General features: G+C 44.5%; 15 protein-coding genes. 9 read left to right on the top strand and 6 right to left on the bottom strand.

Annotation, left to right across the window (positions count from 1 at the left end; all coding sequences use genetic code 11):
- Positions 1–104 precede the first annotated feature (104 nt).
- On the bottom strand, positions 105–2,276 hold the full coding sequence (locus tag GTK07_RS06475; RefSeq protein WP_163634221.1) for an endonuclease MutS2: 2,172 nt from the start codon (positions 2,274–2,276) through the stop codon (positions 105–107).
- Between the two features lie 63 nt (positions 2,277–2,339).
- Between GTK07_RS06475 and GTK07_RS06470 the strand changes: the two genes are divergently transcribed.
- Complete coding sequence (locus GTK07_RS06470) at positions 2,340–2,489, top strand: hypothetical protein (RefSeq protein ID WP_163633513.1); 150 nt, start codon at positions 2,340–2,342, stop codon at positions 2,487–2,489.
- Between the two features lie 9 nt (positions 2,490–2,498).
- Positions 2,499–3,164, top strand: a complete 666-nt coding sequence (locus tag GTK07_RS06465; protein ID WP_163634219.1) for a uracil-DNA glycosylase — start codon at positions 2,499–2,501, stop codon at positions 3,162–3,164.
- Between the two features lie 105 nt (positions 3,165–3,269).
- Here GTK07_RS06465 and GTK07_RS06460 read toward each other — a convergent pair whose 3' ends face one another.
- The 5 genes from GTK07_RS06460 to GTK07_RS06440 all read right to left on the bottom strand — a co-directional run bounded on the left by GTK07_RS06460 (position 3,270) and on the right by GTK07_RS06440 (position 7,437).
- Entirely contained in the window at positions 3,270–4,118 is an 849-nt protein-coding gene (locus tag GTK07_RS06460; RefSeq protein WP_163634217.1) for a substrate-binding domain-containing protein, read from the bottom strand.
- A gap of 71 nt (positions 4,119–4,189) precedes the next feature.
- Positions 4,190–5,074, bottom strand: coding sequence for a nucleoside phosphorylase (locus tag GTK07_RS06455; protein ID WP_163634215.1), 885 nt, complete (start codon positions 5,072–5,074; stop codon positions 4,190–4,192).
- 3 nt (positions 5,075–5,077) lie between these two features.
- Positions 5,078–6,010, bottom strand: coding sequence for a DUF1835 domain-containing protein (locus GTK07_RS06450; protein WP_163634213.1), 933 nt, complete (start codon positions 6,008–6,010; stop codon positions 5,078–5,080).
- 142 nt (positions 6,011–6,152) lie between these two features.
- Positions 6,153–6,482, bottom strand: a complete 330-nt coding sequence (locus tag GTK07_RS06445; protein ID WP_163634211.1) for a translation initiation factor — start codon at positions 6,480–6,482, stop codon at positions 6,153–6,155.
- 4 nt (positions 6,483–6,486) lie between these two features.
- A complete protein-coding gene (locus GTK07_RS06440) occupies positions 6,487–7,437 on the bottom strand; it encodes an isopenicillin N synthase family dioxygenase (RefSeq protein WP_163634209.1) in 951 nt (316 codons plus the stop codon).
- 110 nt (positions 7,438–7,547) lie between these two features.
- Between GTK07_RS06440 and GTK07_RS06435 the strand changes: the two genes are divergently transcribed.
- From GTK07_RS06435 to GTK07_RS06405, 7 genes are all read left to right on the top strand, one after another.
- Positions 7,548–9,524 (top strand): alpha-ketoacid dehydrogenase subunit alpha/beta, encoded by a 1,977-nt coding sequence (locus GTK07_RS06435; protein WP_163634207.1) that lies wholly within the window; start codon positions 7,548–7,550, stop codon positions 9,522–9,524.
- Positions 9,525–9,613: 89 nt separating this feature from the next.
- Complete coding sequence (locus tag GTK07_RS06430; protein WP_163634205.1) at positions 9,614–10,099, top strand: lipocalin-like domain-containing protein; 486 nt, start codon at positions 9,614–9,616, stop codon at positions 10,097–10,099.
- A gap of 4 nt (positions 10,100–10,103) precedes the next feature.
- Entirely contained in the window at positions 10,104–10,796 is a 693-nt protein-coding gene (locus GTK07_RS06425) for a YiaD family glycine zipper/OmpA-like lipoprotein (RefSeq protein ID WP_163634203.1), read from the top strand.
- Positions 10,797–10,965: 169 nt separating this feature from the next.
- Entirely contained in the window at positions 10,966–11,298 is a 333-nt protein-coding gene (locus GTK07_RS06420; RefSeq protein WP_163634201.1) for a hypothetical protein, read from the top strand.
- 110 nt (positions 11,299–11,408) lie between these two features.
- On the top strand, positions 11,409–12,326 hold the full coding sequence (locus GTK07_RS06415; protein WP_163634199.1) for an EamA family transporter: 918 nt from the start codon (positions 11,409–11,411) through the stop codon (positions 12,324–12,326).
- A 66-nt stretch (positions 12,327–12,392) separates the two neighbouring features.
- A complete protein-coding gene (locus GTK07_RS06410; protein ID WP_163634197.1) occupies positions 12,393–12,950 on the top strand; it encodes a DUF4251 domain-containing protein in 558 nt (185 codons plus the stop codon).
- Positions 12,951–13,042: 92 nt separating this feature from the next.
- Complete coding sequence (locus tag GTK07_RS06405) at positions 13,043–14,218, top strand: PQQ-dependent sugar dehydrogenase (protein ID WP_163634195.1); 1,176 nt, start codon at positions 13,043–13,045, stop codon at positions 14,216–14,218.
- Positions 14,219–14,220: the final 2 nt, after the last annotated feature.

Below are 14,220 nucleotides of genomic sequence, written 5' to 3'. Positions count from 1 at the left end.
GGAAATGTCTATCATTTTGTACCTAAGGTTAGGAATCGTGACAATCCTTACAGAGAGATTTCTCAATCGTCACGTTGTTCCTCATTTCGAAATGACAACGGGGATTATTTCTTGGCCTCTACCAACTCCAATTGGTCAACACTCACATTGGTGGTGAAAAGCCCGTAGTTGACCACAGCCTTGCCTTTTTCCAGGATATCGATGCTGCCGACAGCCTTTCCGTCCATCATACGGACGCGGTCCCCAATTTTGAACACGGGTCTAGGTTTGTTCTTTTCGGCCTGGATTTCCTTTTTCTTTTTAACGATTTTCTCTACCCGAACCTGTTTGATCTCCTGCTCCAGTTCTTGGGCTACTTGTTTTTGCTGTTCCTGCTTTTCCTTGGCCTTTTTGGCAGAAGTTTTTTTCCGCTTGCTGTTTTCGGTTTCCACAATACGTAGCAACTCCGAAATAAGGGGTCTTTTTTTGTTGTCGATGAAATAACGCTCGGAAATCGTATTGACCTTATTCCCCAATTGGATCATCCGCTGGTTGTGGTCGTACATTTCCTGATAGCTCTCCAGTTTGTTTTTGATCTTGGAATTGAGTTGTTCCAATCGGTCAGCTTCTTCCCGGGCTTTGGTTTCTTCTTCCTGCAAGCGTGTCCCGGTTTCTACCATTTTGCTGCGTTCCTTTTGCAATTTGGCAATGGTCTCATCGAATCGCACCTTACCGCGCTCTATTTTCTTCTTAGCTTTATTTATCAAGGAGTAGGGGATTCCATTTTTTTGTGCAACTTCAAAGGTGAACGAACTTCCTGCTTCACCCAAAACCAATTGAAAAGTGGGTTCCAAGGTTTTGGAGTTGAACAGCATGTTCGCATTGGTTGCGTATGGCAGTTCGTTGGCAAGGGCCTTCAAATTGGCATAATGGGTGGTGATAACGCCATAGGCTTCCCGTTCGTAGAAAACCTCCAAGAAAGCTTCGGCCAAGGCACCTCCCAATTCGGGGTCACTCCCAGTACCGAACTCATCGATCAAGAATAAGGTTTCGTGATTGCACTTCTTTAAAAAGTAGTTCATGTTCTTGAGTCGATAACTGTATGTACTTAAATGATTTTCAATGGATTGATTGTCTCCAATATCCGTCAGTATTTTATCGAAAAGACATACCGAACTACGCTCGTGCACGGGAATAAGCATGCCGCTTTGCAGCATCACCTGCAACAGGCCAATGGTCTTTAAAGTAATACTTTTTCCGCCGGCATTGGGTCCTGAAATCACAATAATGCGGTTTTCAGGATGCAATTTTATGGTCTGTGGCCAGGTTTTTTGGTGCTTTCGTTTGTTGGAAAGAAAGAGCAGAGGATGATATGCATCTCGAAGGTTGAGCTCCCTGTTTTCGTTTAACTCTGGGAGTACACCGTTCATTTCGTTGGCATATTTTGCTTTGGCCGCCGTTATATCGATATCCGTCAAATACCCTTGATATTCTTTCAGCAAACCGGCAAACGGACGAATTTGGTTCGTCAATTGGTTCAGAATTCGCTGGATTTCTTCCTTCTCTTCAAACTCCAGGTTATTGAGTTCCCTGGCATAGCTTAAGGTGGTTTCGGGAACAATGTATACAATACTTCCTGTTTTGGAGGTTCCCATCACAGTGCCTTTCACCTTTTTTCGGTGCATGGCCTTAACGGCCAATACCCTTCGGTTTTCCACCACTGATTCGCGAATCTCATCCAAAAAGTCCAAGGATTGGTAACGACCTAAAGCCGCCCCGAAACTTTGGTTGATCTTGCCCCGCACTTCATTGATCTGCACCCGAATGCTCCGTAATTCATCAGAAGCCGTGTCCTTGATTTCCCCAAACTTGTCAATGACATGGTCAATGGCTTCCGGAACAATGGAATTGGATTTCAACGCTTCCGATTTTCCGAATAAAAGGGGATAGTAATCCTTGAATTTTTTTAGGAATTTTTGATGGATACCAACGGTTTTGCAAATGCTTCCAATTTTTCTAAAGCCAGCGATTTCCAGAGTGCTGTTCTCGATCTTTAAAAGTCCCAGTTCAGGATTGATTTGATCAAATCCGTGATTGGGTATGCGGTTGTCGTTGGAAAAGGAGGCTAAATATTCGGAGGTCTGGCCCAAACTTTCCAATAATGCCTCGCGGTTTGGAATAGGGGCTATTTCCAAAGCAAGCTCTTTGCCCAAATCTGTATTGCATCGGGCAGAAAGTTGTTGCAATACCGTCGGGAACTCGAGGTCTTGAAGTGTTTTTGGGTGAATATTATGCATCTTTTTTCACTAGCAGCGCAAAGATAGGATTTTGTGTGGAGTGGTCATACAAAACGCTACGCAATGCTTAATTTTGGACTTTTTCCACTTCGCCTTAAAGATAAGCATATGAAGAACGACCATACCTTGATCTATATATTTGCTGGGATTATCTTGTTGCATTTTGTGGCGGGAATTGGATACTTAATCTATAAACTGACCAAAAAGAAGTAAGTTTCTGCTATGGACGTGAACATTGAACCCAGTTGGAAGGCATATTTGAATGCTGAATTCGATAAACCCTATTTTCAACAATTGATCCAATTTGTAAAACAGGAATACCAACAAAATACCTGTTACCCAAAGGGTAAGGATATATTTTCCGCTTTTGATCATTGCCCGTTTCAAGAAACCAAGGTGGTCATTATTGGACAAGATCCGTATCATGGTCCCGGACAGGCCAATGGACTTTGCTTTTCGGTAAAGGAGGGGATTCCGCATCCACCTTCCTTGGTCAATATTTTTAAGGAAATTAAAACGGATGTGGCCAAGCCTTATCCAACGAGTGGTAATTTGGAACGTTGGGCGGACCAAGGCGTGTTATTATTGAATGCCACATTAACGGTAAGGGCCCACCAAGCGGGTAGCCACCAGAACAAAGGCTGGGAAACCTTCACGGATGCCGTGATCAAAACGGTTTCCGCTGAGTTGGACGGGGTTGTTTTTCTTCTGTGGGGCGGGTTTGCCAAAAAGAAATCGGCCTTGATCGATAAATCCAAACATCATATCCTAACTTCAGGACATCCCTCTCCCTTAAGCGCTAATAGGGGATTGTGGTTCGGGAACAATCACTTCAGCAAGACCAATGCACTGTTGCACCGCATGGGGAAACCTGCCATTGATTGGTAGGTGGTTCAGATATTTGGATTGTTGGATTTTTGATTGTTGGATGATTGGATTATAGTTGCTGAGCGGAGACGACATTAAAGGTGATTGAGCGGAGTCGAAGCCACATTATTCCCAAAGGAATTCAGAAACATCCTTAACTTCTTCAATAAGTTTTAAATCGAAGAGTCTTTTCTGCACTTCGTTCAAGGTTTCCTTTGGAAGTGGATCCTGCCCCCATCGGGTTTTGGACAACCAGGATTGGATGTCCTCCAATTTTTGGTCGTATCTATTGGCCAAGGTTCTATCAATACTGGGAATCGATTTGAATTCTTCCGTATACAGATTGATGACATCCAGGACATGTTTCATCAAACCTGCATTATTTTTTAGGAAGGCATCGGTGGCGGCAATAACAAAGCAAGGCCATGGAGTTGGGCAATCCCCAACACGTTTAAAAATACCTTTGTCCACCAACGGTTTTGTGGTAAAATGTTCCCACATAAAATACGCATTGGAACCTCCACTGAGATTTTCCACGGCGCCATCCAAATTGTTGATGATTTCAAATTGAAGATTTTCGGTGTCCCAACCTTGGTTTTGAGCATTGATATACGCCATTAAATGGCTGCCACTGCCCATGCGACTGATGGCCACTTTGTCCTTCTCAACATCTTTGATTGAATTTCTTGTACTCCCTGCTGCAACATGTATGCCCCACAAAAGGGGAGAGGCCACAAAAACCTGGACAATTTTGGAAGGATTGCCCTGCGAAATACTTTTCACCATGCCTTCGGTCAAAATAATGGCCAGATCGGTTTCGCCCTGTTGAAGCATCTGCGACATCTTTCCGGTACCTTCAGGAACATCCGTCCATTCCAAATCTATTCCCCGTTCTTCAAAGGCACCATCTTCCATGGCCAAATGCCAAGGCAGGTTAAAATGTTCGGGTACTCCAATGATTCTGACTTTCTTCATTTGTATGGTTCAACTTAAGGTCTAAAATTAGGATTCCAATTGGTATTTTTTCAAAATGGGGTTTAAAAAAATTATACCAGTGAATTTTGGGCAATGGTATCCAAAGTGTATTTGATCAAGCCATCTATGGACAACCTTCCTTTTTTGGAAAATTCCATGGTTGCCCGGTTAGCCAGGATCACATTTAGAGAAATGGCCCTGTGTCCAAGCATTCTGGCAAGTCCGTACATGGCAGCGGTCTCCATTTCAAGATTGGTGACATGTTGGTTTCGATACGAAAACTCAGCCAATTTTTCATTGAAATCAGGAATTTTAGTCTGTAGGCGTAGCGACCTTCCTTGTGGACCATAAAAACCTGAATTCGTTCCTGTTATACCATATCGTATACGATTTGACCTGAAAATTTCAATCAATTCCGGGTCGCCATCAACCACATAAGGGTGGATATTATGCCTGTCCCAGCCCAAATAATCATTGAGTGCTTTTTCAAAAGATTGGTTTCTTACATGTCCCGATTCATAAAAGTGCAGCAGGCCATCAAATCCAATTCCCGAAGTGCTCATCAAAAAAGAATCCACAGGAATGTCGGCCTGGATGGAACCTGATGTACCGACCCGTATAATATTCAGTCGTGTTTTTTTGTCCTTGATGTGCCGTGTTTGGAAATCGATATTGGCCAAAGCATCCAGTTCGTTGAAAACAATGTCGATATTGTCCGTACCGATGCCTGTTGAAAGGACAGTGATTCGTTTACCGGCATAATAACCGGTGTGGGTTACGAATTCCCTTTTGGTATTTTGGATTTCTATGGAATCAAAGTATTGTGACACCTGCGAAACGCGTCCAGGGTCGCCAACCGTAATGATGATAGGGGAAATATCCTCAGGTAGCAGGTTTAGATGGTAAATACTGCCATCAGGGTTCAGAATAAGCTCTGAGCTGCCCAAACTGGCCATTAACTAGAGTTTAAGGATACGGTTGGTCTCGGTATTATACAAGAAGTTATACTTTAAAGAGCCTCCCAAATACATCTGATTGTCACGTATTTGAGAATAGTAATTGGTTTCCTGTTTCAATACTTCCATTCCTTTCTTTGTCAATTTGACAGGACTGAAAGAATTGAAAAGTGGTTTTAAGGTGGTCACGATACGCTCGTACTGTGAATCTCCAAAACCGTAAAATCCTTGGTTCGTGAGCAATTCATGCATCAACTCCGCTTTTGACTTCGGTTTCATTTCGGCGGCCACTTGCAACACATGGTTTTCCAAATCGTTCAATCCGTTTTTGATGGTAGGGAAACGTTTCAAATGTGTCTTAAGGGCGTCGGAAAGGTATTCGAACTGAAAATCATTGTTGGCAATCTGGTTTTCCAATCGGATGGGGTTGTCACTACAATACAATTGCCAAATGTAGTCAGCATATTCAATATCGTCTTGGGATAGAATAGTTCTATTTTCGTAGAGTTGAAGCAATTTTTCATCGCCAAGGTCATTCAGGGCATAAAGTTTGTCGGTTTCATCCTCTTTGCCACTGCAGACCAAGGAGATCTCGGCGTGCCTTCTGTGGGTTTTCAACCAACTTAGTACGGCCAACATATTAATTTGGCAAAAAAGATCATACTCGAACCATAAAACAATATGGTCCTGTTGTTTGTGGTTGCAGAGGGAACGATATTCTTTCAGCGTTTTTTCTACGAACCAGGACTTGCTGATCTTGTAGTTTTTATTGAGAAATTCAAAGCGGGTCTTCCAGAAAGATTCGCTTCCTACGGAGCAGAGTGTCTTGCCTTCGCAAAGCATTTCCCTCCAAGTAATTATGTCTCCTTTTAGCTGTAAAGACTGCAGCCTAGACGTAAAACTGTCCCCGTTGGTAATGTGCAACAGTGATTTCATTTTCAGCTTAGTTTTCGTTGGTTAGGAAGAATAAAAGTAAGACTTAAACGATGAACACAAAAATTTTTTCACAAAACATTGGTAATCAATATATGTTTTTAACATCGGATTGGAATCTGGAATTTCCTTTTGAAGATTCCTCCTAGCCTCCGACCCTTTTTACGGAAAACCCATTTTCCTTTAGGAACTGCATTATTTTATCGCGGTAATCCCCTTGAATGATAATGGTTTCCTTTTTAAAACTGCCTCCAACGCCCAAATAGGACTTTAAATCCTTGGCCAATTTCTTAAAGTCGCTGTCCGCTCCATTGTAACCTTCCAAAATGGTCACTGGTTTCCCTTTTCGCTTTTCGTATTTGCAGATAATGGGTTCGTCCTGAAGCCAATAGGAAGGTTCTTTGCCTGCTTGATCAGGTTCTTCTTGGGGCACATGCTCAGGGAATAGATTTTTGAGTTGATCCTTCAAGTCCATATCCTTATTTTTTTATCAATCCAAGTTCGATCAATCGTTCGTGCAGGTATTCGCCCGCCGTAATATCCTCAAATCCTTTGGGGTGCTCGGCATCTATGCAATTTTCCAGACAGTTCAATGGCATTTCACTTATGGGGTGCATAAAGAACGGTATGGAATAGCGGGACGTGCCCCACAACTCCCTTGGTGGGTTTATCACCTGATGGATGGTCGATTTCAATTTATTGTTGGACAATCGCGAAAGCATATCGCCCACATTGATCATCAACTGGTCCGGTCTTGCAATGGCATCTACCCATTCCCCTTTATGGTTTTGCACCTGCAACCCTTTTCCATGGGCACCCATAAGCAAGGTGATCAGGTTAATGTCTCCATGTGCTGCAGCGCGAACAGCATTTTTGGGTTCCGTAGTGATGGGCGGATAGTGGATGGGCCTTAAAATGGAATTCCCGTTTTTGATGTACTCGTCAAAATAGGTTTCTTCCAGTCCCAAATGAAGGGCAAGGGCCCTTAACACGTATTTTGCGGTCTTTTCCAACATTTTATAGGTTTCCTTTCCAACCTTGTTGAAATCAGGAAGCTCATCTACCATCACATTGGCCGGATATTCCTTTTCCAACCGTGGATTGTCCTCCACATATTGCCCAAAATGCCAAAACTCTTTTAAGTCACCTTCCTTTTTGCCTTTGGCATGTTCCTTTCCAAATGAGGTATAGCCTCGTTGTCCCCCAATACCTTCAATCTCGTATTTGTCCTTCACTTCTTGGGGCAATTGGAAGAACGCTTTGATCTCTTTATAGAGTTCGTCCACCAATTCGTCGGACAAAAAATGACCACTCAGGGCCACAAATCCGATATCCTCAAAAGCGGCACCGATTTCTTTGACAAATTTTTCCTTTCTGGCTGGGTCCCCTGAGACAAAATCCCCAAGGTTTACACTGGGTATGGCACTCATGTTGTCATTTTTGGAATAATGCCAAAAGTAATGAATAATGCCGAACGTTTTGGAAATTTGCAGGAAGATGGATGCCTTTTTACTACTTTTAACGCGTTGAATTTTTATCTATGAGGTATCATATTGGAGACCTGGACGAACAAAGGCTGCTGGACTTGTACACTGGGATGTTGAAGCCCAGAATGATTGAGGAAAAAATGCTGATCCTGTTACGGCAGGGCAAGATTTCCAAGTGGTTCAGTGGCATTGGACAAGAAGCTATTTCGGTTGGAGTTACCCAGGCCCTGAAGGAGAGTGAATATATTTTGCCCATGCACCGGAATCTGGGCGTCTTCACTTCCCGAAACATCCCCTTGCACCGGCTTTTTGCCCAATGGCAAGGCAAGCAAAGCGGGTTTACCCAAGGTAGGGACAGGAGCTTTCACTTTGGGACCCAGGAATACAAAATTGTAGGGATGATTTCCCATTTAGGACCCCAATTGGGTGTTGCCGATGGTATTGCTTTGGCGGATATGCTTCGAAGAAAAAAAAAGGTGACAGCCGTTTTTACCGGCGAAGGAGCCACCAGTGAGGGCGACTTCCACGAAGCCTTGAATGTGGCTTCGGTTTGGAACCTTCCGGTTTTGTTCTGTATCGAAAACAACGGTTACGGACTTTCCACGCCCACCAATGAGCAGTACAATTGTGAGAACTTGGCCGATAGGGCCAAAGGATATGGGATGGAATCCCGAATCATAGACGGGAACAATATTTTAGAAGTGTACGCCAAGGTAGATGAATTGTGTAAGGCCATTAGAAGAAGACCGAGACCAGTTCTGGTAGAATTCAAAACCTTCCGAATGCGCGGACATGAGGAAGCAAGTGGTACCAAATATGTTCCGGAAAAATTGATGAAGGAATGGGCCAAGAAGGATCCCATCGCCAACTACGAAGATTTTCTTTTGGAGGAAGGAGTGCTGACCCCTGAAAAAATAGAGCAGTTGAAGGCCGACATTTCAGAGGAAATCAATGAAAACCTGGACAAGGCTTTCGAGGAGTCACCGGTTTCATTTGATGAAATCAAAGAATTAAATGATGTTTATCAATCGTTTCAATATCAAGAAGTAAAACCAAATTCAGAAACAAAGAACATCCGCTTTGTGGATGCCATATCCGAAGGATTGGAGCAATCCATGTATCGCCATAACGAACTCATCATCATGGGGCAGGACATTGCCGATTATGGGGGTGTCTTCAAGATTACCGAAGGGTTTGTACCCAAGTTTGGCAAAAGCCGTGTCCGTAATACGCCCATTTGCGAATCTGGTATTGTTTCAGCGGCCATGGGCCTTTCAATCAATGGGATGAAAGCCGTAGTGGAAATGCAGTTTGCCGACTTTGTAAGTTCAGGGTTCAATCCCATTGTGAATTATTTGGCCAAGGTGCATTACCGGTGGAGCGAAAAGGCGGACGTTGTGGTACGCATGCCCTGCGGGGGCGGAGTAGGGGCCGGACCCTTCCATTCCCAGACCAATGAGGCGTGGTTTACCAAAACACCTGGGCTCAGAGTAGTGTACCCATCCTCGCCCTATGATGCCAAAGGATTGTTGAACACCGCGATCAACGACCCTAATCCTGTGCTGTTTTTTGAACACAAAGGATTGTACCGTAGCGTTTATGGGGATGTACCGACCGATTATTACACCCTGCCCTTCGGGAAGGCCAATGTGGTCAAGGAAGGGAAATCCATCAGTATTGTTACCTATGGGGCAGGGGTACATTGGGCGTTGGAAACTTTACAAAAACATCCTGAAATTGATGCCGACTTCATAGATTTACGTACCCTTCAACCTTTGGATATCGAAGCTGTGTTCGCTTCGGTGAAAAAAACAGGCAAGCTCATTATTTTACAGGAAGACACTTTATTTGGTGGTATCGCAAGTGATATTTCTGCCATGGTGATGGAGGAATGTTTCCAATATTTGGACGCCCCGGTAAAGCGGGTGGGAAGTTTGGAGACCCCCATACCCTTTGCCAAGGCCTTGGAAGAAAATTATCTCCCAAAAAAGCGTTTTGAACAAGTTTTGTTGGACCTTTACACCTATTGAAATAGGAGGATCAAATGATTTTTACATTTCTATAACAACTATTATTGCACCCCAATTCGTATCTTTTATTGAACATTAACTTTAATCTTATGATCAAAAAATCAATTCTACTTTTAGCTATGATGGGAATTTTCATCTCATCATGTTCCGTGTCCAAGAGTGCAAGGGATCAAAGAAACTTACTTAGCGGTACCTGGAACCTGGACAACGTTCACTACGAAAACAATTCGGGTAATTTCAAATCCGTTATTTTTAACGATGCAGAGGACATCTGCTTCGAGGACAGTGAGTGGTTCTTCCGCGATAACAACAGCACGGGTCGGTACACCATCCGTCAAGGTACTTTGTGCCAAGGGGGCGATCGCTTTTTCAGATGGTCCGTTGTGGAGCCTTCCCAAAACTACAGCAGCCAATTGCAGTTCAAGTTTATCGACGATAAACGTAAGGACATTTCAGGGGGGTATGGCTACCGTTTGAACATTGTGAGCCTTACACCACAGAACATGACCCTAAAATCCAACGTTTCGGTTAACGGACAACCCGTTACCATTGTTTACGAATTCTCAAAAAAATAGTCACATGAAAAAAATATTATTGAAAGGAACCACAGCTGTTTTGGCCCTGAGCCTTATTCTGAGCTGTGATGCGGTCAAAAATGCAAACAATACCCAAAAAGGTGCCGTTATCGGTGCCGGAAGTGGCGCCGTTATCGGTGGTGTTATCGGTAACAACGTTGGAAAAGGAAACACTGCCCTTGGGGCCATCATCGGTGCCGTGGTGGGTGGTGCTGCCGGTGGTTATATCGGTAACCGTATGGACAGACAGGCCGAGCGTATCGAGGAGGAAATTCCAGGCGCGGAAGTACAACGTGTTGGTGAGGGGATCAACGTTACCTTCAACGAAGATGCAGGGGTGTATTTTGACACCAACAAATCCGATGTAAAAGGTACTTCAGCTACTACTTTGGACAAAATGGCCGGCATCTTCAAGGAATATCCTAAGACCAACATTTTGGTTGAAGGGCATACTGACAGCGCAGGTAGCGATGAGTACAACTGGAAGTTGTCCCAACAAAGAGCGGAATCCGTGACCAATTATTTGATTTCGAAAGGGGTTTCGAGTAGCAGGTTTACCACCAAATGGTATGGGGAGACACAACCTCGTGAAAGTAATGAAACCGCAGAGGGTAAAGCCAAGAACAGACGTGTGGAATTGGCCATCATCGCCAGCGAGGAGTTGAAGCAAGAAGCTTACGAAAAAACCGACAACTAAGAATTCGGTTTCTAAATATTCCAAAAAGGCCCGGTGTGCAAAACATCGGGTCTTTTTTGTTGATAATTGTTGATTAAACCATTAAATGAAAGTTAATTAAGGTGCAACTCTGTAAGATATTCCCTAACTTACTGGTCATAAAGCATCCATCCCCAAAAAACGAATCATCATGGCCCAAATTGTAGAAGACAGCATCCATACCCAACAAGAAATCTTGGTTCGCTTGGAAAGGAACAATACCACCATACAACGGCTTTTTAAAAAACTGGGGTCCTATACCAACGAGCCCAAATGTCCTTCCGACTTTGAAAAATTCAACGCGCTCAAAAACAGTTTCAAGATTTTTTCCAGACATCAGAAAGAAATTATGGATCTTATCAAAAAACAAAATGATGGGATCAGTGAAGCTTTGGAGATGGAAGTACGCGAACAATTGGGCCGATTCCGAAAGCTGGAAAGTGATTTTGCCGCATACCTTTTGAAAATGGGCAAGTCCTTTTAACTTTCCACTACTTTTACACATCACTCCATTTTGTGGTAAAAGATGCTCCCCATCTGTTTTATACTCTTTTAAACATCCGTAATATTGTAGGGCAAACAACTTGTCTTGGAATGGGAAGATCCTCGAACTCCGCACTGGTCATTTTAGCCTTTTTTGCCATTTACTTCATCTGGGGGTCCACCTATCTGTTGAACAAGGTAGCTGTAATGGAACTGGAGCCCTTCATGCTGGCCTCCTTTCGTTTTGTTACGGCGGGACTTTTGATCTTTGTGATCACCAAGTTCATGAAGATTCCCCTGACCATCTCCAAAAAACAATTGCTCAATACCATTTTGGCGGGCATTTTCTTTCTCAGTTTCGGTAATGGGGTGGTGGTATGGGCACTCAAATATGTGGATAGTGGTTTTGCCGCCCTCGAGATTTCTGCCCAACCCCTCATCATTTTATTGTTGATGCGGATGCTGCAAGGTAAAAAGATACAGCCCATGTCCTTGATCGGAGTGGTTTTGGGCATTATCGGGATTTATTTATTGGTAAGCCAAAAACAGATCATCACCAGAGAAGAATCCATCACCGGAATGATCATGATTTTCTTTTGTATGCTCAGTTGGGCGTATGGAAGCCTTTTCGTGGCCCGTGCCGATTTACCCACCAACTATTTTGTGAACACGGGCTATCAAATGTTCACTGCCGGGATAACTCTGGCATTGATGAGTTTGGCCTTTGGGGAAGAATGGTCCTCTCCTTTGGATTGGAGTGGCAAGGTACAGTGGTCAATGGCCCTTTTGGTGGTTTTTGGCAGTATAGTGGCCTTCACCTCCTTCAATTTTTTATTGAAGACCGTTTCACCGGAAAAAGTGGCAACGTCCACTTATGTGAACCCTATCGTGGCCATGCTCTTGGGATGGTATTTTTTGAAAGAACAGATTACGGTACAATCCGTATTGGCGGCCACCATTTTGCTGACAGGGGTTTATTTCATCAACACCAAGAAGACTTTGGCCATTTTTGAACGTTTCAAACGTTAATTGGGCGTTATTTATATGGGATATTACCTTGGGATTTCGTAAATTATAGGGTTAATTTCCTTCGCTATGAAAACCCTATTCCATACCATTTTCACGGTTGCCCTGTTGTTCTTTGTAACAGGTTGTTCCTCTGTCTATCAGGCTACCCCGGAAGAGGTGGCCGCGTTGGATAAAATAGCCCGAGACCAACATTTCGAGATCCAGGCCATGTGGGCCCAGCCCATGGCCAGCCAGAGTCTTAACAGCATTGCCAACGCTGGGCTTTTGCCACCGGGCAGCACGGCTAGCCGAATCGATATTGCGGGTTCCCGAGGGTATTTGCGTATGGTGGGCGATAGTGTCATGGCGGACCTGCCTTATTTTGGGGAACGCCGGATGGGCGGCACTTACAATCCTCAACAAACAGGCATAAAATTCGAGGGGGTTCCCAAGGATTTTTCATTGGAACCCGTAACAAAGGGTAAGGGTTACGTGATCAAATTCAATGTGAACCAAGGAGCGGAAGCCTATCAGGTAGTCGCCCAATTGTTTCCCAACCGTACGGCACGCATTGCCATGTCCAGTAGCCATCGCACCAATATTTGGTATCAGGGCAACCTCGCACCCTATGAGAGAAAAGAGTAGAATTTTCACAAAAGTACCCTCACTTGTATTCTACATTTCCATCATTTTGTTTTAGCTTAGGGGATTAGAAACTAAAACACCTAAAAAGCAACATGAAAATTTATGATTTGACCTTTAGGTCCATAACCCTTTGTGCGCTTTCACTGGCAGTACTTTCCTGTAACGGGAAAAAGGAAGCCGCGACCGAGGAGACCGAAGTGGAACAAACTTATCAAGGCAGTTTGCCTTTGGACCGATTGCATTTGCCCGCGGGCTTTAATATTGATGTATACGCCGAAGGTTTGGACGGGGCGCGTTCCATGGCCATGGGCGATGACGGTACCCTGTTCGTGGGCACCCGCAACGAAGGGGTGGTATATGCCGTAAAGGATACCAATGGGGATTTCAGGGGAGACACCACCTATATCATCGCCAAGGACTTGGAGCAACCCAACGGGGTGGCCTTCAAAAATGGGGCCCTATATGTGGCTGCCGTAAGCCGACTCTTCAAATACCAGAATATTGAGCAGCAGTTGGACAATCCTCAGGAACCGGAGTTGATCTATGACGATTATCCAGGAAATTTTCACCACGGTTGGAAATATATCGCCTTTGGACCTGACGATAAATTGTACGTGCCTGTAGGTGCTCCCTGTAATGTGTGTGATAGTACTTCGGTGGACGAACGTTTTGCGTCCATTACCCGTATGGATGCCGATGGAGGCAACCGCGAGATCATAGCCCAAGGGGTACGAAACACGGTAGGTTTTACTTGGCACCCCCAAACGGGCGAACTGTGGTTTACCGATAACAATAGGGACATGATGGGAGATGATACCCCTCCGGGAGAATTGAACCGATTGACCGAGGTGGGCCAACATTTTGGTTTTCCATTTTGCCATGGCGGTACCGTTCCGGATCCTGATTTTGGATCCCAACGTCCCTGTTCCGATTTTGTACCTCCCGTACAGCCTTTAGGAGCGCACGTGGCGGCCCTGGGCGTAAAGTTCGATACGGGCACCATGTTCCCCGAAAGTTATAAGGGACATGCCTTTTTGGCCGAGCATGGCTCTTGGAACCGTTCCTCCAAAGTAGGGTACAGGATTTCCTTGGTAAAATTGGATGGCAACCAAGCCGTGGGTTATGAACCTTTCATCTATGGCTGGTTGGACGAGGAATCGCAAGAAGCCTTTGGTAGGCCCGTGGACCTGCTGTTCCTCAAAGATGGTTCGCTCTTGATTTCCGACGATGTGGGCGACGCCATTTACCGCGTCACCTACAAAGGCTAGGG

Source organism: Flagellimonas sediminis (genome assembly GCF_010500845.1).
Lineage (GTDB): Bacteria > Bacteroidota > Bacteroidia > Flavobacteriales > Flavobacteriaceae > Flagellimonas > Flagellimonas sediminis.
This window is presented reverse-complemented; position numbering and strand designations above follow the sequence as displayed.

What these genes read in the sequence shown, in the direction of transcription:
- GTK07_RS06410 (WP_163634197.1), top strand. Translation starts at nt 12,393, where the DNA reads ATGAAAACCCTATTCCATACCATTTTCACGGTTGCCCTGTTGTTCTTT.
- GTK07_RS06445 (WP_163634211.1), bottom strand. Translation starts at nt 6,482, where the DNA reads ATGGACTTGAAGGATCAACTCAAAAATCTATTCCCTGAGCATGTGCCC.
- GTK07_RS06435 (WP_163634207.1), top strand. Translation starts at nt 7,548, where the DNA reads ATGAGGTATCATATTGGAGACCTGGACGAACAAAGGCTGCTGGACTTG.
- GTK07_RS06430 (WP_163634205.1), top strand. Translation starts at nt 9,614, where the DNA reads ATGATCAAAAAATCAATTCTACTTTTAGCTATGATGGGAATTTTCATC.
- GTK07_RS06460 (WP_163634217.1), bottom strand. Translation starts at nt 4,118, where the DNA reads ATGAAGAAAGTCAGAATCATTGGAGTACCCGAACATTTTAACCTGCCT.
- GTK07_RS06470 (WP_163633513.1), top strand. Translation starts at nt 2,340, where the DNA reads ATGCTTAATTTTGGACTTTTTCCACTTCGCCTTAAAGATAAGCATATG.
- GTK07_RS06420 (WP_163634201.1), top strand. Translation starts at nt 10,966, where the DNA reads ATGGCCCAAATTGTAGAAGACAGCATCCATACCCAACAAGAAATCTTG.
- GTK07_RS06465 (WP_163634219.1), top strand. Translation starts at nt 2,499, where the DNA reads ATGGACGTGAACATTGAACCCAGTTGGAAGGCATATTTGAATGCTGAA.
- GTK07_RS06455 (WP_163634215.1), bottom strand. Translation starts at nt 5,074, where the DNA reads ATGGCCAGTTTGGGCAGCTCAGAGCTTATTCTGAACCCTGATGGCAGT.
- GTK07_RS06475 (WP_163634221.1), bottom strand. Translation starts at nt 2,276, where the DNA reads ATGCATAATATTCACCCAAAAACACTTCAAGACCTCGAGTTCCCGACG.
- GTK07_RS06450 (WP_163634213.1), bottom strand. Translation starts at nt 6,010, where the DNA reads ATGAAATCACTGTTGCACATTACCAACGGGGACAGTTTTACGTCTAGG.
- GTK07_RS06425 (WP_163634203.1), top strand. Translation starts at nt 10,104, where the DNA reads ATGAAAAAAATATTATTGAAAGGAACCACAGCTGTTTTGGCCCTGAGC.
- GTK07_RS06415 (WP_163634199.1), top strand. Translation starts at nt 11,409, where the DNA reads ATGGGAAGATCCTCGAACTCCGCACTGGTCATTTTAGCCTTTTTTGCC.
- GTK07_RS06440 (WP_163634209.1), bottom strand. Translation starts at nt 7,437, where the DNA reads ATGAGTGCCATACCCAGTGTAAACCTTGGGGATTTTGTCTCAGGGGAC.
- GTK07_RS06405 (WP_163634195.1), top strand. Translation starts at nt 13,043, where the DNA reads ATGAAAATTTATGATTTGACCTTTAGGTCCATAACCCTTTGTGCGCTT.